This window comes from Comamonas kerstersii (assembly GCF_002056725.1).
Lineage (GTDB): Bacteria > Pseudomonadota > Gammaproteobacteria > Burkholderiales > Burkholderiaceae_C > Comamonas > Comamonas kerstersii.
Map to the genome: position 1 here is coordinate 1,605,730 of NZ_CP020121.1, position 18,918 is coordinate 1,624,647.

At 61.5% G+C, this 18,918-nt stretch carries 18 protein-coding genes and 1 tRNA gene; 9 read left to right on the forward strand and 10 right to left on the reverse strand.

Annotation, left to right across the window (positions count from 1 at the left end; translation table 11 throughout):
- Positions 1-101: 101 nt before the first annotated feature.
- Entirely contained in the window at positions 102-890 is a 789-nt protein-coding gene (locus B5M06_RS07470; protein WP_054065923.1) for a sulfite exporter TauE/SafE family protein, read from the reverse strand.
- 151 nt (positions 891-1,041) lie between these two features.
- Positions 1,042-1,665, reverse strand: coding sequence for a chalcone isomerase family protein (locus tag B5M06_RS07475; protein WP_054065922.1), 624 nt, complete (start codon positions 1,663-1,665; stop codon positions 1,042-1,044).
- Between the two features lie 154 nt (positions 1,666-1,819).
- On the opposite strand from B5M06_RS07475, the gene B5M06_RS07480 reads away from it, so the two are divergent.
- The gene (locus B5M06_RS07480) at positions 1,820-2,653 is read left to right on the forward strand and encodes an NADPH-dependent oxidoreductase (protein ID WP_054065921.1); all 834 of its coding nucleotides are present in this window, start codon (positions 1,820-1,822) and stop codon (positions 2,651-2,653) included.
- Between the two features lie 175 nt (positions 2,654-2,828).
- Here the strand turns inward: B5M06_RS07480 and B5M06_RS07485 are convergent.
- The 5 genes from B5M06_RS07485 to B5M06_RS07505 form a co-directional block, all read right to left on the reverse strand.
- Positions 2,829-2,904: transfer RNA gene (locus B5M06_RS07485), tRNA-Phe, on the reverse strand.
- 115 nt (positions 2,905-3,019) lie between these two features.
- Entirely contained in the window at positions 3,020-3,775 is a 756-nt protein-coding gene (locus B5M06_RS07490) for a hypothetical protein (protein WP_130932696.1), read from the reverse strand.
- 3 nt (positions 3,776-3,778) lie between these two features.
- The gene (locus B5M06_RS07495; protein ID WP_054065919.1) at positions 3,779-5,248 is read right to left on the reverse strand and encodes a metal-dependent hydrolase family protein; all 1,470 of its coding nucleotides are present in this window, start codon (positions 5,246-5,248) and stop codon (positions 3,779-3,781) included.
- A 259-nt stretch (positions 5,249-5,507) separates the two neighbouring features.
- Entirely contained in the window at positions 5,508-5,969 is a 462-nt protein-coding gene (ybeY, locus tag B5M06_RS07500; RefSeq protein WP_054065918.1) for an rRNA maturation RNase YbeY, read from the reverse strand.
- A gap of 45 nt (positions 5,970-6,014) precedes the next feature.
- Positions 6,015-6,959 carry a PhoH family protein gene (locus tag B5M06_RS07505; RefSeq protein ID WP_054065917.1) on the reverse strand — a complete coding sequence of 315 codons (945 nt, stop codon included), beginning with the start codon at positions 6,957-6,959 and terminating at the stop codon, positions 6,015-6,017.
- A 61-nt stretch (positions 6,960-7,020) separates the two neighbouring features.
- Between B5M06_RS07505 and ruvA the strand changes: the two genes are divergently transcribed.
- Positions 7,021-7,599 carry a Holliday junction branch migration protein RuvA gene (gene ruvA / locus B5M06_RS07510; RefSeq protein WP_054065916.1) on the forward strand — a complete coding sequence of 193 codons (579 nt, stop codon included), beginning with the start codon at positions 7,021-7,023 and terminating at the stop codon, positions 7,597-7,599.
- Here the strand turns inward: ruvA and B5M06_RS07515 are convergent, their stop codons facing one another.
- Complete coding sequence (locus B5M06_RS07515) at positions 7,600-8,910, reverse strand: ParB/Srx family N-terminal domain-containing protein (RefSeq protein ID WP_054065915.1); 1,311 nt, start codon at positions 8,908-8,910, stop codon at positions 7,600-7,602.
- Between the two features lie 117 nt (positions 8,911-9,027).
- Here B5M06_RS07515 and ruvB point away from each other — a divergent pair, with 117 nt between their 5' ends.
- The 6 genes from ruvB (at position 9,028) to B5M06_RS07545 (ending at position 16,204) form a co-directional block, all read left to right on the forward strand.
- A complete protein-coding gene (gene ruvB, locus B5M06_RS07520; RefSeq protein ID WP_054065953.1) occupies positions 9,028-10,158 on the forward strand; it encodes a Holliday junction branch migration DNA helicase RuvB in 1,131 nt (376 codons plus the stop codon).
- A 68-nt stretch (positions 10,159-10,226) separates the two neighbouring features.
- Positions 10,227-11,453 (forward strand): efflux RND transporter periplasmic adaptor subunit, encoded by a 1,227-nt coding sequence (locus B5M06_RS07525; RefSeq protein WP_240184019.1) that lies wholly within the window; start codon positions 10,227-10,229, stop codon positions 11,451-11,453.
- On the forward strand, positions 11,450-12,682 hold the full coding sequence (locus B5M06_RS07530; protein ID WP_054065913.1) for an ABC transporter permease: 1,233 nt from the start codon (positions 11,450-11,452) through the stop codon (positions 12,680-12,682). The genes B5M06_RS07525 and B5M06_RS07530 overlap by 4 nt, the downstream gene beginning before the upstream one ends.
- A 3-nt stretch (positions 12,683-12,685) precedes the next feature.
- A complete protein-coding gene (locus B5M06_RS07535) occupies positions 12,686-13,414 on the forward strand; it encodes an ABC transporter ATP-binding protein (protein ID WP_054065912.1) in 729 nt (242 codons plus the stop codon).
- Positions 13,415-13,611: 197 nt separating this feature from the next.
- Positions 13,612-15,240: a peptide chain release factor 3 gene (locus tag B5M06_RS07540; protein WP_054065911.1), complete on the forward strand. Its 1,629-nt coding sequence runs from the start codon at positions 13,612-13,614 to the stop codon at positions 15,238-15,240.
- Between the two features lie 169 nt (positions 15,241-15,409).
- Positions 15,410-16,204, forward strand: a complete 795-nt coding sequence (locus B5M06_RS07545; protein ID WP_054065910.1) for an HAD-IIB family hydrolase — start codon at positions 15,410-15,412, stop codon at positions 16,202-16,204.
- A 139-nt stretch (positions 16,205-16,343) separates the two neighbouring features.
- Here B5M06_RS07545 and B5M06_RS07550 read toward each other — a convergent pair whose 3' ends face one another.
- On the reverse strand, positions 16,344-17,324 hold the full coding sequence (locus B5M06_RS07550) for a tripartite tricarboxylate transporter substrate binding protein (protein WP_054065909.1): 981 nt from the start codon (positions 17,322-17,324) through the stop codon (positions 16,344-16,346).
- A 214-nt stretch (positions 17,325-17,538) separates the two neighbouring features.
- Between B5M06_RS07550 and B5M06_RS07555 the strand changes: the two genes are divergently transcribed.
- Positions 17,539-18,327 carry a bestrophin-like domain gene (locus tag B5M06_RS07555; protein ID WP_054065908.1) on the forward strand — a complete coding sequence of 263 codons (789 nt, stop codon included), beginning with the start codon at positions 17,539-17,541 and terminating at the stop codon, positions 18,325-18,327.
- Positions 18,328-18,448: 121 nt separating this feature from the next.
- Here the strand turns inward: B5M06_RS07555 and B5M06_RS07560 are convergent, their stop codons facing one another.
- Positions 18,449-18,865, reverse strand: a complete 417-nt coding sequence (locus B5M06_RS07560; RefSeq protein ID WP_054065907.1) for a DUF4260 domain-containing protein — start codon at positions 18,863-18,865, stop codon at positions 18,449-18,451.
- Positions 18,866-18,918: the final 53 nt, after the last annotated feature.

Sequence of the window (18,918 nt, forward strand, 5' to 3'; positions counted from 1 at the left end):
GGGCACTCCGTATCAGTGTGAAAAATCTCACTCTAGTGGTGGCCCCTGCTGCGCCATGGTGAGCGGGAAGAGCAGCTTGGTATCAGCAGATGTCTATGTTTTCAGCTGCGCGCAAAAAACAGGGTCGCCATGACCAGGCCTGTCAGCACAATCCCCCAGCGCAGGATGGTGGCGGGAATCTGGCGCGCTACGCGTGCGCCACCATAGCCGCCCAGGGTGGCGGCAATCATCATCAGGATGGCCAGCTCCCACTGCACGATGCCGCCAGCGGCATAGATGGCCACGGCAATGGCGGTCAGCAGGGCTGAGACCAGGTTCTTCATGCCGTTCATGGCATTGAGCTGGGTCTGTCCCAGCAGGCTGAACAGTGCCAGGCACAGAATGCCCAGGCCGCCGTTGAAATAGCCGCCGTAAAAAGCTACGGCCAGCATGCCGGCTGTGGCCTTGAGTGTGCTGGCAGGCGTGCCGGGGGCGGTGGAGCGCGAGGCCCAGGCACGAATCTGAGGCCCAAAGGCAAACAGTGCTGTTGCGGCCAGCAGCAGCCAGGGCACCACGCGGCGGAAGGTGTCATCTGGGGTCAGCAGCAGCAGTGCTGCACCAGCTGCGCCGCCCAGCAGTGACAGTACGATGGACTTGCGCATGGTCAGTCCGGGGGGGGCTGCCATGTCTTCTTTAAAGCCCCAGGCGCTGGCGGCATAACCGGGCAGCAGGGCCACCGTGCCCGTGGCATTGGCGGTGACGGCCGGTACCCCGACAAAAACCAGTGCAGGCAGCGTCAGAAAACTGCCGCCTCCAGCCACTGCGTTCAGTGCGCCTGCGACAAAGGCTGCAGCGAGCAAGAGGGCTACCTCGCTCCATGAGGCAAGATCTAGCATGCCCAGAATGTCCATGGGTTGTCTCCGAGTCGTAGTTATGTGTGCTGGACGCTGGGCGCAGCTCAGCGCGCCCGTGTGCTGATCTTAGTGGCTCAGCACGCGCGGGCAGGGTATGCAAAATTCAAAGCACTTTGGACTGCGGTGCGGGTGGTGCGCTGCGCTTGCCTCAACGAGCAGCGGCAGGCACCAGGCTGGCTTTGAGCTTGCGGTCCGCCGGCGCATCGCCCAGCCAGATGCGCAGGATCAGGCCAAAGTACTCGTCATCTCCGACTGGATCACCCTGTTGTACGCCGTGGATGAAAAAGGTCGTGCCCTGGCCTGGCACAAACTCCATGGCAAAGGTCTCGCCTGGTGCCACTTTGCTGCGGCCCGAAAAAATTTCAATCAGGCGATTGCTAGTGAGGGTGTAGCGCTGCATTTGCTCGGGCGTGGCATTGTTCTTCAGTCCGCGAATGAAGGACAGCCCCAGGTCTGCACCAGGTAAATCCCGCAGGGCTAGAAACTGGATGCCTACCGGGCCGTTGAGTTGCAGGGCTTCTTCTACAGTCTGTACCTTGCGTGGCAGGTACAGCGCCATGTCATACACCTTGAAGATGGCGCGGTAGCGGGTACTCGAGCCCTGCAGCACAAGTGGTGTGCCCTGTACAACCTCTGTAGGGGCAAAGCTGCTGCCTGTGGCATGGGCATGGGGGATGTAGATGGCGCTGGCTGCTGTCAGCGTCAGCATGCCAGCGCAGCGTGCCATACGGGGCCAGGTGGGTGTGGAAGCTGATGTGGCAGATGCTGTCATGGGGTGTCTCCTCACTGTTATGGAAAAAATCCCCCGGTTGTAACCGTTTCGACTTGTTACGCGAAGCGCATCCGACGTCCGGTATCTGTCAGGCCACTGTGCGCTGCCTTTCTAGAATGCAGCATCCACCTTTTTACTGTCTGGAAAACACACGATGTCTCACACTGCCTTGCAAGCGCGCTATGGAGATGAAGCGCCAGCGCTGAACCTGCCTGATCTCGCCGTACTGGATGCGATGCTGAACCATCGCTCCGTACGCCACTTTCTGCGTGACCCGCTGCCTGCCAACACTGTGGAAACACTGGTGGCAGCGGCACAGTCCGCGCCCACCTCATCCAATCTGCAGACCTGGAGTGTGATTGCGGTGGAATCGCAGGGGCGCAGGGAAGCCTTGGCCAATCTGGTCGGCCCCCAAAAGCATCTGGCCGTGGCTCCGCTGGTGCTGGTGTGGCTGGCTGATCTTTCGCGCATCGAGCGCTTGGGTAAGGCGCAGGGCCGCCATCCTGTAGGTCTGAACTATCTGGACACTTTCCTGATGGGGGTGATTGATGCAGCCTTGGCAGCGCAGAATGCCGTGGTGGCTGCAGAAGCCATGGGGCTGGGCACGGTCTATGTGGGCGGCATGCGCAACCAGCCTGAGGAAGTGGCCAAGGTGCTGGGTACGCCCAGCAATGTATTCCCCGTGTTTGGTCTGGTTGTCGGTCAGCCAGACCCCGCGCGTCCGGCGCAGATCAAGCCCCGCCTGCCTCAAAGCGCCGTGCTGCACCGTGAGCAGTACCAGTTGCCTGTGGATACGCAGGCCGAGATTGGCAACTACAACAGTCATCTGCGCGCCTTTATGCGTGCGCAGGGTATGAAGGAAATGGACTGGAGCACCCAGGTGGTGGAACGTCTGTTGACTCCTGAGGCGCTGACGGGGCGTCATCGTCTGTATGAAGCGCTGCGCAATGCGGGCTTTAGCTACAGGGATATAGAGGCTCAGAGCTAAACGCTGTCAGCTACTGTATGGACAACGCTCCTGTATGAAGCTGGAGTGCTGTCTATGCAGTGCATGCGGTGCACTGTGCACTGTAGAGGTGCTTAGGCTTCGAGCATGAGAAAAGCCCTAAGTCGTTGAAAACTTAGGGCTTTGTGACTCCAGCGGACTTCCGTGGAATGGTATCTGGTGGCTTGGGACGGGATCGAACCGCCGACACGCGGATTTTCAATCCGCTGCTCTACCAACTGAGCTACCGAGCCATTTTGCTGCAATGTAGTACTGCAGCGAGAACCGCATTGTAGCGGTGTTTTGGAACACTTTTTTCAAAAGCGCCCATTTTTTTCAAAAAGTCCGTTGGCGCCTAGAACTGCATGGTCAGGCCGAGGATGGGGCCGCCCAGGCGCAGGTCCATGCGCTGTGCATCCTTGCGGTAGTGTCCACATTGAGCTGGCGATAGCCCAGGCTGAGGTACAGCTGCTCACGCACCTGGTAGTTCACGGTGGCCAATACCTGCCAGGTGGCGTGAGAGCCTACGCCAAAGCCGCCTGCATCGGCATAGAGCAGGGTGGACCACTGCGGGTTGAACTGGTGGCGCCAGCGCACGGCCAGAATGGGGTCGGTAAAGCGTTTGCTCAGCCTGGTTTCGGGCAGCAGAGGCTGGGCCTCCACACTGCTGCGCACATTCCACCAGCGGGCACCGACCATGGCGTCCAGGCTGTCATTGGCAGAGAGCTCCCAGTTGTAGCCGCCCAGTACGGAGACCGAGGTCTGCTTGATGCGGGCCTTGGCTTCGAGGGGGAAGCCTGCGGGCAGGCTGGCCGATTTGTGCAGCGAGACATGGCTCATGTCCAGGTGCAGCACGTAGCGGTCCTTGCGGGCCGTGGCGTTCAGAAAGGCTGAGGCGTGCAGGTCTTTCCAGATGTCGGAGAACGGCTCGGAGACATGGGCCGTGGGCAGGCTGGGGCTCACGGTGATGGAGCCGCGAAGGCTGGGCGTCCACACATAGGGGGTGAGCTGAAAACGCCAGCTGCTGGCTTCCAGATCCGAGCTTTGCGCATGGGCAGGACTCAGTGCACACAGCATCAGGGCGCTGGCACAGAGGATATGCGGTGGAATACGGGTGTGAAGCATGGCTTACAGGGTGTTCTTGTAGATCTTGCCGCCCTTCATGATGACCCGCAGATGGGTATCGGGGTCGCCCAGGAAGTCCAGATTGCCATTTGGGTCGCCATCGACCACGAGCAGGTCAGCCCATGCGCCGGGGGCAATGCGGCCCAGCACGCCTGGGTAGGGGTTACGGTCGCCAGACAGGGCCAGCAGTTCTCCATTGAGGCCCGTGCCCTGGTGGAGTACGGTCAGCGGGTCATAAAAGCGCGTGAGTTTGGCCAGCTGCCTGCCCTGCGTGACGGTGTTCTTGGGGTTGAACAGAATGTCTGTGCCCCAGCCGGTCTTGATGCCGTATTTCTTGGCCAGGCCATAGGCACGAATGGTTCCTTCGGCCACCAGCTGCTGGTTTTTGCGGCGTTCCAGATCCGGGTAGAAGTTGCTGTCTTCGTCGGCCAGGAAGGGTTGCAGGCTCCACCAGATGCCTTCGTCACGCATCATGCGGGCGCTGGCATCGTCCGCCAGCTGGCCGTGTTCGATGCACTTGACGCCTGCGCGGATGGAGCGCTGAATGCCCTTGGGCGTGTAGACGTGGGCCATGGCATAGGTGTTCCAGTCGGCCGCCGCTTCCACGCCTGCGCGCAGTTCTCGCTCGGTGAACTGGGTGCTGTCCAGCGGGTCGTATTCCGAGGCCACGCCACCACCGGCGAGCAGCTTGATTTGCGAAGCGCCCAGCATGAGCTGTTCACGCACGCGGCGCAGCACTTCGGGCTCGCCATCGGCAATCATGGAGACGCCTGCACGCTCCACCAGGCTCAGAGGGGCGTTGTTGGCAGGTGGGATGTCATTACGGAAGCGGAAGTCGCCATGGCCGGAGGTCTGCGAAATCATGGCCCCGCTGGGGTAGATGCGAGGGCCGTCAGTGAGACCTTCATCAATCGCACGCTTGAGGGCAAAGGCAGGGCCGCCTGCATCGCGCACCGAGGTGAAGCCGCGCAGCAGGGTGCGCTGTGCTTCCTTGGCCGCGACCAGGTATAGATAGCCGAGGTCGGCCGTCATGGCGGTCAGCTGTGGAATGGCTGCCAGCATGCTGTGCCAGTGCACATCGATCAGGCCGGGCATGACCAGTTTGCCCTGACAGTCAACAATTTCCGCACCTTCCACAGGCGTGCCAGCGGGCACGATGTCGGCAATGCGCTGGTCCTGGATCAGGATGTGTACGCCTTCACGCACGCCTTTGCCCGAGCCATCAAACAGACGCAGATTGGTCAGCAGCAGCGGGCGCTGAGCATTGGCGGCTGTACCTTGCGCCATGGCACTGGGCAGGGCAAAAGGTGCCAGCATGGCGGCTATACCACCAAGGAAGCTGCGCCGTGACAGGTCTTCCAGCACGCGGTGGTGCAGGCGTTGGCACATGGGGCTGCTGCAGGCGCAGCCACGCGCACGGATGGGGCCAAAGCGCCAGGGGAGTGAAGGGGAAGCATCAGAAGGTGCGGTCATGAGTGCCTAGAAGGTGAAAAAACGATGTATCACAGCGCGCAAAGCTGTGCTGCATTCATTGTGCGTGCATGCTGCGCAGACGTACATGGCCAGAAGCCAGAAGGTACGGCATCAGAATGCCAGCTTGGCATATCTTGTGACAGGCCTTCCAGTCCTGCATGTAGGACAGCTGGCTTGGATGCATGGGCTGCATGTATCCGGACACAAAAAAGCTCCCATGGCGGGAGCTGGTGTGTGCAGGTGGGCAGGTGGGCAGGACTCAGTCTTTGGCGTAGGGGTCGGCGTAGCCGAGCTCCTGCATGATGTCGGTTTCGTAGGCCTCCATCTCTTCGGCATCTTCCTCGCTGGTTTCGTGGTCCCAGCCCTGGGCATGCAGCGTGCCGTGCACGATCATGTGGGCGTAGTGTTCTTCCAGCGACTTGTTCTGCTCTTTGGCCTCACGCTCAATCACGGGGCCGCAGATCACCAGGTCGGCCTGCACGGTGGGTTCCTGCTGGTAGTCAAAGGTCAGCACATTGGTGGCGTAGTCCTTTTTGCGGTATTGCAGGTTCAGGGCATGACCTTCTTCAATGCCGACGATGCGCACAGCCATTTCGGCATCGACGGCCAGTGCGTGCTTGATCCATTTCGTCACACGGGCACGGGTGAGCAGCGCTTTGTGTTCCGCCAGGTTGTCAAACTTGCCAAATTGCAAAGAGAGTTCCAGATTATTTAGTGCCATTTTGGTCTCTAGCGCCCGTCTGTCAAGCGCTGATAGCTATCAAAATTAGTCTCTGCTACGGCCATTGCTGGCATCGTAGGCATCCACAATGCGCGCCACCAGGGGGTGGCGCACCACGTCGGCGCTGGTGAAGCGGTTGATGGAAATGCCCTTGACGCGTTTGAGGACGCGCTCGGCATCAATCAGGCCGCTGGTTGCGCCCTTGGGCAGGTCGATCTGGCTGATATCGCCCGTGATCACGGCCTTGGCGCCAAAGCCGATGCGCGTCAGAAACATCTTCATCTGCTCGGGCGTGGTGTTCTGCGCTTCGTCCAGGATGACGAAGGCATTGTTCAGCGTGCGGCCACGCATGAAGGCCAGGGGGGCAATTTCCAGCGCGTTGCGTTCAAAGGCCTTCTGCACTTTTTCGTAGCCCATGAGGTCGTACAGCGCGTCGTACAGGGGACGCAGGTAGGGGTCTACCTTCTGTGTCAGGTCGCCGGGCAGAAAGCCCAGGCGCTCGCCCGCTTCCACCGCAGGGCGGGTCAGGATGATGCGCTGCACGGCACTGCGCTCCAGTGCATCCACGGCGCTGGCCACGGCCAGATAGGTTTTGCCTGTGCCTGCGGGGCCAATGCCAAAGGTGATGTCGTGCTCGGCAATGTTCTGCAGGTACAGGGCCTGGTTGGGTGTGCGTGCGCGCAGGTCGGCACGGCGGGTGGAGAGCTGGATGGCGTCGGGGGTGGGCTCGAGCATCTCGACATCCCCGGCCAGCATCAGCTGCAGCGTGTCTTCGGAGATGGGGTCATCCGCCATTTCGTACAGGGCCTGCAGCAGCTCCATGGCATCCTGGGCCTTGGCCTTGGGGCCGTCGACCTTGAACTGCTCGTGGCGGTGGGCAATCTTGACCTGCATGCCCACTTCGATGGTGCGCAGGTGCGCATCGGCAGGACCGCACAGATGGGACAGGCGGGTGTTGTTGTAAGGCGTAAAGGTGTGGCGCAAGATCACGCTGATAATTCCTTGCTAGGAAAGCCGCAGCCATGGTGGGCTGCACACAAAAAGGATAGCGATGATAGGCAAACTGACTGGAACCCTGCTGGAGAAGAACCCGCCCGAAGTCCTGGTGGACTGCCATGGTGTGGGCTATGAGGTGCAGGTGCCCATGAGCACTTTCTACAACCTGCCCCAGGTGGGCCAGCCCATCAGCTTGCTGACGCACTTTATCGTGCGCGAGGATGCACAGTTGCTGTATGGGTTTGCGACCGCGCAGGAGCGTCAGACATTTCGGGAATTGATCAAGATCTCCGGCGTTGGTCCGCGCATGGCATTGTCGCTGCTGTCAGGCCTGAGCATTGAAGAGCTGGCACAGGCGGTTGCCACGCAGGAAGCAGGCCGTCTGGTCAAGGTGCCGGGAATCGGCAAAAAGACCGCAGAGCGCCTGCTGCTGGAGCTCAAGGGCAAGCTGGGCGATGCCGTGGTGACTGGGGCAGCCGCCCAGGTCAAAAGCGATGCACAGGCAGACATTCTGCAGGCGCTGCTGGCGCTGGGCTATTCGGACAAGGAGGCATCCGCCTGCCTTAAGCAGCTGCCTGTCGATATTGGTGTGAGCGAAGGTATCAAGCTCGCGCTCAAGGGTTTGTCCAAGTAATCAGGGGCTTGCAGGCTTGGATGCAGCCGCGGCCTTGCTGCGGTAGTGCAGCGCCTGGGCCAGCTTGCCCGGCGTCTGGCCTTTGCGGGCCAGTTGCTGCAGGGCCGTGTGGTGGAGTGCCGGCATTTGCCCCATGTCCGCAGCAGTCTGGCCTGCGGGACCAATGGCTGTGTCAGGCGGGGCTTGGGTCATGAGCGTGGCGGCATCGTGCACGGCCTGCAGATAGCCGTGGTCGCTGCCATCACCACGGCCCAGGGTATCCAGCTGGTAGGCGCGCAGATCCAGGTGCTGGGGTGGCGAGCGCAGCCACTGTGCCCAGTAAAACTCCAGAAATTCTGGTGCATCGTCTGGCACTTCATGCCCCACGCCGCGCGTGAAATAGACCAGTGAGCGGTAGGCATCGTCCTGCAGCCCACCGGACAGGCCCATGTGCCGGGGCAGGGACGCTGGGGCGATGGCCTTGCCGTCAGCATCTTGCAGCCAGGTGTAGCCCTTGGCGCGCATGGTACGCCAGAAGCTGGCCTGGTTCAGGTGCTGGTAGTCAGCCTGAATCTGCACGGGAATGCGCAAGCCTCCCCCAGCCTTGCCTAATCGGTCATCCCCCTGACCGATGGGTGCTTCCCACAGGCTGCTCAGGCTGTGGTGTCCATCCGTCATATAGATCTGCCCACCCGGGCCAAGGACGGCGGTTTTGAGGGCGCCGAGATTGCGCTCGGCAGCAGGTGTCTGGCAGGCAAAGCTCTCGGCATCGGTCAGGCGCGAGGCAGGCGTGACCGACTTTTTGCGCACACCACCCAGACCGCTGAGACGGCACCAGTCGTCAAAGGCCTGCTTCCAGCGCTGGTCACGGTAGCGTGCCTGTTTGCTGTAAATCTGGTCATAGCCCACGGCTGGCTGTGTGGGGCGGGCCTGATCGAGCGTGATGAACTGCCAGCTGCCGCTGCGCTGCGTGGCAGGTGCCTGCGCGATGTCTCCCAGGCGTTGGCAAGTGCCTGTGACCTGTGGGTCCTGGTAGTGCAGCTGATCTGCGGCCAGATGTGCAATTTCCCGTGGCTGGCGCTGGGTGTGAGGGCTCCAGGTGCCAAGGTAGTGCTGGCCGTCAAGTGCCTGCAGCTGCAGGTCGGCATCCACGGTGTCGGTCTGCCAGATGCCATGGTCTATGGAGACATAGTGCGGCTGCACGGCGGCAGCACCTGTGCTGCCCGTTACTTGTTCATGGCACAGCCATTCGCCATCCAGCTTGGTGCCGGGGCTGGCCGTGCTGTGCAGCACCCAGCCGCCCAGGCACAGTGCCAGCAGTGCACGATGCATGCGGAGTCTCCTTGTCGGTGGTGCACCAGCATAGCGGGGCAGAGATTGGCCTGCGGGATGGACGAGAAAACTGCCACCTGCTTCAGACCACAGAGCAGGCGCGGCACAATGGCTGCCATGAGCATCCATACCGAGGACTTTAGTGAAGGGTTTGACGCCGCACCTGCGCGCAAACCCCGTGCCAAGGCCAAGCCTGCAGGCGCAGACGTGGCGGAGAGCAGCATGCGCAGCCCCACGATTTCGCCAGCGCCAGTGAACAAGCATGAAGAAGCGCTGGAGCGTGCGCTGCGCCCCAAGCTGCTTGATGAGTATGTGGGGCAGGCCAAGGCGCGCGAGCAGCTGGAAATCTTCATCGGTGCAGCCAAAAAGCGCGGTGAGGCGCTGGACCATGTGCTGCTGTTTGGCCCGCCCGGTCTGGGCAAAACCACGCTGAGCCACATCATTGCGGCGGAGCTGGGGGTGAACCTGCGCCAGACCTCCGGCCCGGTGCTGGAAAAGCCCAAGGATCTGGCGGCGCTGCTCACCAACCTCGAAGCCAATGATGTGCTCTTCATTGACGAGATTCACCGCCTGAGCCCCGTGGTGGAGGAAATCCTCTACCCCGCGCTGGAGGACTTTCAGATCGACATCATGATTGGTGAAGGGCCAGCGGCGCGCTCCATCAAGCTGGACCTGCAGCCCTTTACGCTGGTGGGAGCCACCACGCGCGCAGGCATGCTCACCAACCCGCTGCGCGACCGCTTTGGCATTGTGGCGCGGCTGGAGTTCTACAACGCCGAGGAGCTGGCGCGTATTGTCACGCGCAGCGCCGGCTTGCTGGGCGCGCCGATTGATGCAGAAGGTGCGCAGGAAATTGCCAACCGTTCACGTGGCACACCGCGTATTGCCAACCGCCTGCTGCGCCGCGTGCGCGACTATGCCGAGGTCAAGGGCAACGGCACCATCACCCGTGAGATGGCGCAAAAGGCCTTGTCCATGCTGGACGTAGATCCCCGTGGCTTTGATGTGATGGACCGCAAGCTGCTCGAAGCTGTGGTGCACCGCTTTGACGGTGGTCCGGTGGGGGTGGACAACATTGCCGCCAGCATTGGTGAGGATGCAGGCACGATCGAGGATGTGATTGAGCCCTATCTGATTCAGCAAGGCTATCTGCAGCGCACGCCGCGTGGGCGCATCGCCACCAAGGCGGCTTATCAGCACCTGGGGCTGGTGGCGCCGCAGTCGGCGGGTTCACTGTTTAACGAGTAAAAGCATTGGTCTGATGCAGGTGCCTCAGCTGCCTGTGTCATGCTGCGTCCAGCACCCGGGAGATGTTTTTGAACGCCAAACCAAGCAACAAGCAACCAGCAACGGAACATTCTGGCCGCAAGCGCCTGTGGTGGGGCGTAGCCGCAGCCATCGTGGCCGTGGCTGCCTATGCCGGTGTACAAAAGTGGCGTGGACCGGTGGTGCCTGCCGTGCGGGTTGAGGCCCAGCCACTGGTGCGTACCCTGCAGTTTTCGGCACGGGTGGAAACCCGCTCGCGCGTAGGTGTGGGCAGCACCATCGTCGGCCGTGTGGACAGCGTGGAAGTCCGCGAAGGCGATGCCGTACAGGCTGGGCAGCTGCTGGTGCAGCTCGAACCTGCGGAGCAGCAGGCCGCCGTGCAGCAGGCGCAGGCCAGTCTGGCGCAGGCAGAAGCACAGCTGGCCAATGTGCGCAGCAACAGCCGCATCGGCCATCAGGCCCTGCTGGCACAGGCACAGGCTGGGCTGACGCAGGCCGAAGCCGACTGGCAGCGCAACCAGCAGCTGGTGGCGCAGGGTTTTCTGAGCCAGGCAGCACTGGACGACAAGCGCAAGGCGCTGGACGTTGCGCGCGCACAGCTGCAGGCCGCACAGGCACAGGCTGCGGCATCCGCCAATGGTGGCGCGGAGCTGCAAGCCGCTGAAGCGCAGGTGCAGCAGGCACAGGCGGCACTGGCTGCGGCGCAGGCCAAACTGCAGCAGACCCGCATCGTGGCGCCCAGCGATGGCAAGGTACTGCTGCGCGATGTAGAGCCAGGGCAGATCGTGCAACCGGGTACAAGCTTGCTGCAGTTGGCGCTCGATGGGCCCACCCTGATCGTGGCGCAGGTGGATGAGCGCTATCTGGACCAGCTGCGTGAAGGCCAGAGCGCGACCGTGGTGGCAGATGCCTTCCCATCTCAGCGACTGGCGGCAACAGTGGTTTCGATTGCGCCGGGCGTGGATGCCCAGCGTGGTGCGGTAGAAGTCAAGCTGGCGCTGGATGAAGCACCCCCTGCGTTTTTACGTGAAGACATGACCTTGTCCGTGGCGGTGGAGACGGGCAAGGTCGATCAGGCTCTGGTCGTGCCCTTGCAGGCCCTGCATGGCAGCGAGGTCTTGGTGCTGGATGACGGCAAAGCCACGCCGCGCCCCGTACAGCTGGGCCTGCGCACGCTGGAGGCAGCACAGGTGCAGTCTGGCCTGCAGGCTGGTGAACTGGTCTTGCTGCCACCCGCTCAGCCTGACCAGCGCGTGCGTGCACAGGTGCGCCCATGAGCGTGCATCTGCCCTGGCGGTTTGAATGGCAGGTGGCCCTGCGCTTTCTGCGCGAAGGGCGAATGCAGAGTTGGCTGATCGTCGGTGGTGTGGCTGCTGGTGTGGCAGTGATTACTTACATTGCAGCATTGATTAATGGACTGCAGGCCAATACCGTGAGCAAGACACTGGGTACACAGGCCCATATCAGCCTGCGTGCGCCTGAGGATGTGGTGATTCCGCTGTCGGCGGCAGCACCCGGCACCTGGCTGCTGTCAGACACCCAGCCGCGTGCGCAGCGGTTGCGCTCCGTGGACAACTGGCAGCAGTTACTGCCCGTGCTGGAGCAAGAACCGGGCGTGGTGGCGGTTTCACCCATGGTGTCTGGCTCCGGCCTGGCGCTGCGCGGCGAGGCCACGCAGTCCATTGCCATCATGGGCGTGGAGCTGGAGCGTTACCAGCGCATCGTGAATCTGCGTGAAAAAATCGTTGCAGGCACCTGGGGCCTGCAGCCGGGGGACACCATGATTGGTGTGGAGCTGGCCGCAGACCTGGGTGTGCGCCCGGGTGACCGCTTCACCATAGACACAGGCAGCGTGCAAGAGCCTGTGCGGGTGAGCGCACTGCTGGATATGGGCGTCAAAGATCTGAACCGGCGCACCGTCATCATTCCGCTGCGCAGTGCTCAGAGCCTGCTGGGGCTGCCCGGTGGTGCCACGGTGCTGGACGTGAAAGTGGACGACGTCTGGCTGGCCGAAGTACTGGCGGAGCAGCTGCGCCAGCGCTATCCCTATGAGATTGAAAGCTGGCAGGCCACGAATGCGCAGCTGGTCTCTGCGCTGAAGGCGCAGAGCATCAGTACGGCCGTGATTCGGGCGGTGGTGCTGATCGTGGTGGTGCTGGGCATTGCCAGCGTGCTGGTGGTCAGCGTGGTGCAAAAGCGCAAGGAAATCGGCATTCTGCGTGCCATGGGCACGACGCGCGCCCAGGTGCTGCGTGTGTTTCTGCTGCAAGGGGCCATCGTCGGCGCGCTGGGTTCGGTGGCCGGACTGCTGCTGGCATGGGCGCTGGTGCTGCTGTTTACCGCCATGGCGCGCGGGGCTGGCGGCGGCGCGCTGTTTGATATCAGCCTGACCTGGCAGGATGCCCTGTCTGCCGCCTTGACCGCTACCCTCTGTGGCGTGCTGGCAGCCGTAGCCCCTGCACGCAGTGCCGCGCGGCTGGACCCTGCGCAGGCGATCCGGATGTAAGCCATGCCTACTGAAAAGTCTTTTTCAACCCCGCCACTGATTGCCTTGCAGGGCGTGCGCAAGTCCTACAACCTGGGCTTGCCGAGTGAGGTAGAGGTGCTGCATGGCGTTGACCTGTGCATTCAGCCCGGTGAGTTCATCGCTCTGGTGGGCCCCTCGGGTTCAGGCAAAAGTACCTTGCTCAATGTGCTGGGCCTGCTCGAGCGCATGAGCAGCGGCAGCTACCGGCTGCAGGGGCGTGAAACCAGCGATCTGGATGACGACGGGCTGACCTTGCTGCGCCGCCAGTCGCTGGGCTTTGTGTTTCAGTTCCACCATTTGCTGCCTGCATTTACGGCGCTGGAAAACGTCACCCTGCCAGCACTGATGGCACAGGGGGTGGTGACCGGGCAGGACCGCCGCAGGGCCATGGATTTGCTGGAGGCTGTGGGGCTGGAAAAAGCTTTGCACAAAAAACCGGCCGAGCTGTCCGGCGGCATGCAGCAGCGCGTGGCGATTGCGCGTGCGCTGGTGCAGCAGCCCCCGCTGGTGCTGGCCGATGAACCCACAGGCAATCTGGACACCCAGTCTTCGCAGGAGGTGTTTGCCCTGCTGCGCCAGATTCACCGCGACCTGGGCACGGCATTTCTGATCGTCACCCACGACCCACGGCTGGCCCAGCAGTGTGACCGGGTGGTGGAAATCGTGGACGGGCAGATTGCGCGGGATATGGCCCAGTCAGCTGCTAAGTGATTGATTGCATTGCAAGAGCTGCCGTCAAGGCTTGCCCTTGCTGGTCTGTGTGACACCTGCTGCTGGCACGCCGTGCCAGGGCGCTTTCCCGTAAAATTGCGCCTCTTTACATTTGAGAGGCCCGCTTGAGCAGCATGCGCTTGCGGCCCTTTGTCGCAACGCGTGGCAGCAGCCGCGCCTGAATAGTCCCCCATCCAGTGTCATACGCTCCAGAAACACGGCGTCGCCGCACCTTTGCCATCATTTCCCACCCTGACGCGGGTAAGACCACGCTGACCGAAAAGCTGCTGCTGTTCTCGGGCGCGATCCAGATCGCGGGTGCCGTGAAGGGCCGCAAGGCGTCGCGCCATGCGACATCCGACTGGATGGAAATCGAAAAGCAGCGTGGTATCTCGGTGGCATCGTCCGTGATGCAGATGAGCTACCGCGACCACGTCATCAACCTGCTGGACACCCCCGGCCACAAGGACTTCTCGGAAGACACTTACCGTGTGCTGACCGCTGTGGACTCGGCGCTGATGGTGATTGACGCGGCCAACGGTGTGGAGTCGCAGACCCGCCGTCTGATTGAGGTCTGCCGCCAGCGCAATACGCCCATCATCTCCTTCGTCAACAAGTTTGACCGTGAAGTGCGCGACCCGCTGGACATCATGGATGAAGTCGAGCGTGAGCTGGGCATGCCCTGCTGCCCCATCACCTGGCCTGTGGGTCAGGGCAAGCTGTTCGGCGGCATCATCAATCTGCAGACCAGGACCATGACGGTGTTTGCGCCTGGCAGCGAAAAGCGTCCGGAAGACTTTGAAGTCATTCCGCTGACCGAAGTCGATACGCTGCGCGCCCGCTTTGGCCAGGCCTTTGACGATGCCATGGAATCCATGGAGCTGGCGCAGGGCGCATCGGCCGAGTGGGACCACGAAGCTTTCCTGGCGGGCAAGCTGACCCCCGTGTTCTTCGGCTCTGGTGTGAACAACTTCGGCGTGATGGAAGTGCTCAACGCTGTGGTCGATATGTCGCCCCCGCCCGGACCCCGCGTGGCTTTCACCGAGGTCAACCGCCAGCGCCAGGAAGTGATCATCAGGCCCGAAGACAAGGGCTTCTCGGGCGTGGTGTTCAAGGTGCAGGCCAATATGGACGCCAACCACCGCGACCGTATCGCCTTTGTGCGTGTGGCGTCGGGCAAATACACCCCCGGCATGAAGATGAAGGTGCAGCGCACCGGCAAGGAGCTGCGCCCCACCTCGGTGGTGACTTTCATGTCCCAGCGCCGCGAAGCCGTGGATGAAGCCTACGCAGGCGACATCATTGGCTTCACCATCCACGGCGGTGTGCAGCTGGGGGACTCCATCACTGACGGCCCCAACCTGCAGTTCACCGGTCTGCCTTTCTTTGCACCCGAAATGTTCATGACCGTGGTGCTGAAGAACCCGCTGCGCACCAAACAGTTGCAGCAGGGACTGATGCAGCTGGGCGAAGAGGGCGCGATTCAGGTGTTCAAGCCCGATGTGGGCGGCAATATGCTGCTGGGCGCGGTTGGTCAGCTGCAGTTTGAAGTGGTGCAGCACCGCCTCAAGACCGAGTACGACTGCGATGTGCGTCTGGAAGGCTGTCAGTACACCGGCGCACGCTGGATCACGGCAGATACGCCTGCGGAGCTGCGCGAGTTTGAAAACGCCTATCCCATGCGTCTGGCGCACGATGCGGCCGATACCCTGGCCTTCCTGTGCACCAGCCCGTATGACGTGCGTCTGGCGCAGGAGCGTTTCCCCAAGATTCATTTCCATCCGCTGCGCGAGCATGCAGGTCTAAGCCTTGGTTCTGCGAACTAAGACGTTGGGTATATCGGCCTGCAGACTTTGTTGCACCGGCTCGCCGTAGCGCTGCTACTGTCTTCGCCGGTGCGTCGCGTCTGCGCCGCTTCGTTGACCGATCTGCCCAACGTGGCAGTGTGTGATTGTTGAACCCGTGCTTGGCACGGGTTTGTTTTGAGAGTGTGTTGTGAGCCAAGACTTTCTGCGTCCCCTGTCCGAATTGCCCGTGCCCTCCAATATCCTGGGCGTGCTGACCGATATTGATGACACGCTGACCACCGATGGCGTGGTGCCAGAGCATGTCGTTGCGGCCATCGGCCGCCTGAAAGATGCAGGCCTGAAGGTGGTGCCCATTACGGGCCGCCCTGTGGGCTGGAGCGTGCCGTTTGCGCGCGCGTGGCCTGTGGATGCCATCGTGGCCGAGAACGGCGCAGTGGCGCTGCGTCGCAATGCTGAGGGCGGTCTGGACAAGCTCTACCAGCAGGACGACGACACCCGCGTGCGCAACTTTGCACGCATGCAGGAAGTGCTGGCGCAGATCGAGCAGCAAGTGCCCGGCGCCCAGCGCGCCACCGACTCGCATGGCCGTGAGTGCGATATTGCCGTGGACCACAGCGAGTTCACCAATATGCCGCAGGCGCAGATCGACGAGTGCGTGGCCATCATGCGTGAAGCAGGCATGAACGCTACGGTCAGCTCTATCCACATCAATGGCTGGTTTGGCGACCACAACAAGCTCGAAGGCGCACGCTGGATTGTGCGCGAGCTGTTTGATATGGATTTGGACGCCACGCTGGGCCAGTGGGTCTACATCGGCGACTCCACCAATGACCAGCTGATGTTCCAGCACATGCCCCTGAGCGTAGGCGTGGCCAATATTGCGCGCTTTGTGCCCCAGCTCAAGCACCTGCCGCGCTATGTCTGCACCGCAGAGCGTGGTGACGGCTTTGTGCAGCTGGCAGCACACCTGCTGCAAAAATAAGAGCTTTTAGCGCTTGTAATTGCTTGCTTTTCCATATAAAAATATCTGAAAACCTTGAGTCGCAAGCGTTACCAGCTATGAAATTCAAAGGCCTGCACGCGCGCGCATGCAGGCCTTGGCCGTATTGGAGAGCGACGATTTAGTCGATGCTGACTTGGGCTTTTTCAATCACACCGCGGTACATGGCTGTGTCCTGATCGATCAGCTGCTGGAATTCGGCCGGGCTGCTGCCCACGGCTGCAAAGCCCAGCTGTGTCAGCTTGCTCTTGACTTCGGGGGAAGCGACGGCCTCTGCAATGGCTTGTGAGAGCTTGTCCACGATAGGCTGCGGCGTGCCTTGGGGGGCCAGCACGCCCACCCAGGAATTCATCACAAAGCCGGGGAAGCTGGACTCTTCCATGGTGGGAATATCGGGCTCACCGGGCCAGCGCTGCTTGGAGGCCACGGCCAGTACCTTGATCTTGCCCGTCTTGGCATGCGGCATGGGCACCAGGGCTGGGTCAAACAGCATGTCGACCTGACCAGACATCAGGTCAGACAGGATGGGCGCACTGCCGTTGTAGGGCACATGTTGGGCATTCAGGCCGTTCTCCTGTGCCCAGCGTGCGCCGATCATGTGGGCGCTGGCACCTGTGCCGCTGGAGGCATAGTTCAGCGGATTTTGCTTGCCGTACTCGGCCAGTTCTCTGGCATTGCTGACGGGCAGCTTGTTCGAGGTGAACAGAAACATGGGCAGATCCGCCACATGGCTCACAGCCACAAAGTCGCTGGCCTTGTAGGGCAGCTTTTTGTACAGCGACATGTTCACGGTATAGGCAGCCAGGACGCTGACAAAGTGGTAGCCATCAGCCGGGGAGCGTGCGGTCTGCGAAACGCCAATGGTGCTGTTGGCGCCGGGCTTGTTTTCGATCACCACGGGCTGGCCCAGGCGTTTGCCGACAGCTTCAAACACGGTGCGGCTGACGATGTCGGTAGAACCGCCTGGGGTGTAAGGCACGGTGAGCTTGATGGGTTTGGTGGGCCAGTTGCTGCCGTCCTGGGCCATGGTGTGACCTGTGGCGGCCAGCGCGGTGATGGCCAGTGCAGCGGCCAGTGCTGTACGGCGGGTGGTGAATACCATGTGCTTGTCTCCGTTGTTGTATTTGCAAGGCAGTGGATGCTGCCGCTCCCTGAATGTCGCCATACTTTTTGATGGGCGACATTTTCAATGTAGAGAAGAAGCATGTGCAGGCGTTGGGGGGAATCCCTTGGTTGCTGTCACCTGTGCGCCATGACTGCAAAAAATGCAGCAGTGCTTGCCTAGAATCGCGGCAGTTTTTGACCGGATGCCCTGTATGTCTGAATTGCTTGCCTTGGTGGATGCTGAATCCTTGAAGATGCTGCTGGCCATTTTTGTGGTGCTGGCCCTGTCATCGTGGGTGGGGAGTGTGATCGGGCGTCAGCAGCGCAAACAGAATCCTGCCAAGGATGAAGGCATCAAGATTGTGCTGGGGGCGACGCTGTCGCTGTTTGGTCTGCTGATTGGTTTTCTGCTGTCGTTTGCCATCAGTGGCTACAACACACGTGTGAGTGCCGAAGAGCATGAAGCCATGGCGCTGGCCAATGCCTTCCAGCGCACCACCTTGCTGCCCACTACAGAAGCGCAGGCACAGGCCGAGGCCATACTCGATAAGTACCTGGCCTCACGCATCGCGTTCTATCAGGCGCCCTCCGATACGGAGCGTGCAGCGCTGCGCATGCAGTCCATTCAGCTGCAGACCAAGATGTGGAACTTCGTCAGTGGCGTGGCCAAACAGGCGCCGAACCCCGTATCCATGTCGCTGGTAGAGGCCTGCAACCAGCTCTACATCAGCCAGCAGCAGACCATGGCCAGCTGGCGCAACCAGATTCCGCTGGCCGCGTGGCTGATCCTGATTGTGTTTGGTGTGTGTTCCAACTTCCTGATTGGCTACCACATGCGCGCAGGCAGCCAGGCCTGGCTGCTGGTCGTGCCATTTGTGACGGCACTGGCCCTGTTCATGATTTCGGAAATTGATGTGCCTGGAAAAGGCGTGATCCATGTGACGCCGCAGAACCTGGAGGCGTTGCAGGTCACGCTATCCAAAGGTGGGCTGACGCCTTAAGCCCCGCCAACACTACCCTTGATACGTCGTTGCGAAGCCTTGTCGTACGACTTGTACTGCCTGCGGCTTCGCGCCTCGTCTCAAGCGCAAACCTGTGGTTTGCTGGGTCGTGTTGCCGGCTCTAATTGCCCATGTTCTGCTTGCCGATACGGCCCAGATGCGTCCAGCCAAAGCCCTGGGTGTATTTGAGGCCGTAGCCCAGTGCACGGTCAAAGCCAATGTGGGCCAGCCAGATCAGCGCCAGCGACAGACACAGTGCATGGCCCTGAAACAGAGCAAATGTCAGCAAAGCCGCGGGGCCTAAAGTGGCGTGTGTGGCGTTGTAGCAAAGTGCTCCTGTACGTGCCCCGGTGGCGTAGCCGATGAAGGCAATATCTGGCAGCAGAAACAGCGCAGCAAACCAGCCCCAGCCCAGGCTGCCCCAGTGGGCATAGGCCGCACCGCTGATAAGCAGCAGGGCCAAGCCCTCGGCACGCAGCAGCCAGCGCACGCCGCCTTGTGCGGCCCCCTCGTGTGTCGTAGATATGTGTTGGTGCATGCCCTGCAGTGTCTGCGCCTTGGCCAGACTGCACAATCCGGCAGAGTATGGCT

Bases quoted from the DNA above. Each gene is read 5' to 3' on its own strand.
- B5M06_RS07530 (WP_054065913.1), top strand. From the start codon at position 11,450: ATGAGCGTGCATCTGCCCTGGCGGTTTGAATGGCAGGTGGCCCTGCGC.
- B5M06_RS07480 (WP_054065921.1), top strand. From the start codon at position 1,820: ATGTCTCACACTGCCTTGCAAGCGCGCTATGGAGATGAAGCGCCAGCG.
- B5M06_RS07555 (WP_054065908.1), top strand. From the start codon at position 17,539: ATGTCTGAATTGCTTGCCTTGGTGGATGCTGAATCCTTGAAGATGCTG.
- B5M06_RS07490 (WP_130932696.1), bottom strand. From the start codon at position 3,775: ATGCTTCACACCCGTATTCCACCGCATATCCTCTGTGCCAGCGCCCTG.
- B5M06_RS07550 (WP_054065909.1), bottom strand. From the start codon at position 17,324: ATGGTATTCACCACCCGCCGTACAGCACTGGCCGCTGCACTGGCCATC.
- ybeY (WP_054065918.1), bottom strand. From the start codon at position 5,969: ATGGCACTAAATAATCTGGAACTCTCTTTGCAATTTGGCAAGTTTGAC.
- B5M06_RS07535 (WP_054065912.1), top strand. From the start codon at position 12,686: ATGCCTACTGAAAAGTCTTTTTCAACCCCGCCACTGATTGCCTTGCAG.
- B5M06_RS07470 (WP_054065923.1), bottom strand. From the start codon at position 890: ATGGACATTCTGGGCATGCTAGATCTTGCCTCATGGAGCGAGGTAGCC.
- ruvB (WP_054065953.1), top strand. From the start codon at position 9,028: ATGAGCATCCATACCGAGGACTTTAGTGAAGGGTTTGACGCCGCACCT.
- B5M06_RS07560 (WP_054065907.1), bottom strand. From the start codon at position 18,865: ATGCACCAACACATATCTACGACACACGAGGGGGCCGCACAAGGCGGC.
- B5M06_RS07515 (WP_054065915.1), bottom strand. From the start codon at position 8,910: ATGCATCGTGCACTGCTGGCACTGTGCCTGGGCGGCTGGGTGCTGCAC.
- B5M06_RS07495 (WP_054065919.1), bottom strand. From the start codon at position 5,248: ATGACCGCACCTTCTGATGCTTCCCCTTCACTCCCCTGGCGCTTTGGC.
- B5M06_RS07475 (WP_054065922.1), bottom strand. From the start codon at position 1,665: ATGACAGCATCTGCCACATCAGCTTCCACACCCACCTGGCCCCGTATG.
- ruvA (WP_054065916.1), top strand. From the start codon at position 7,021: ATGATAGGCAAACTGACTGGAACCCTGCTGGAGAAGAACCCGCCCGAA.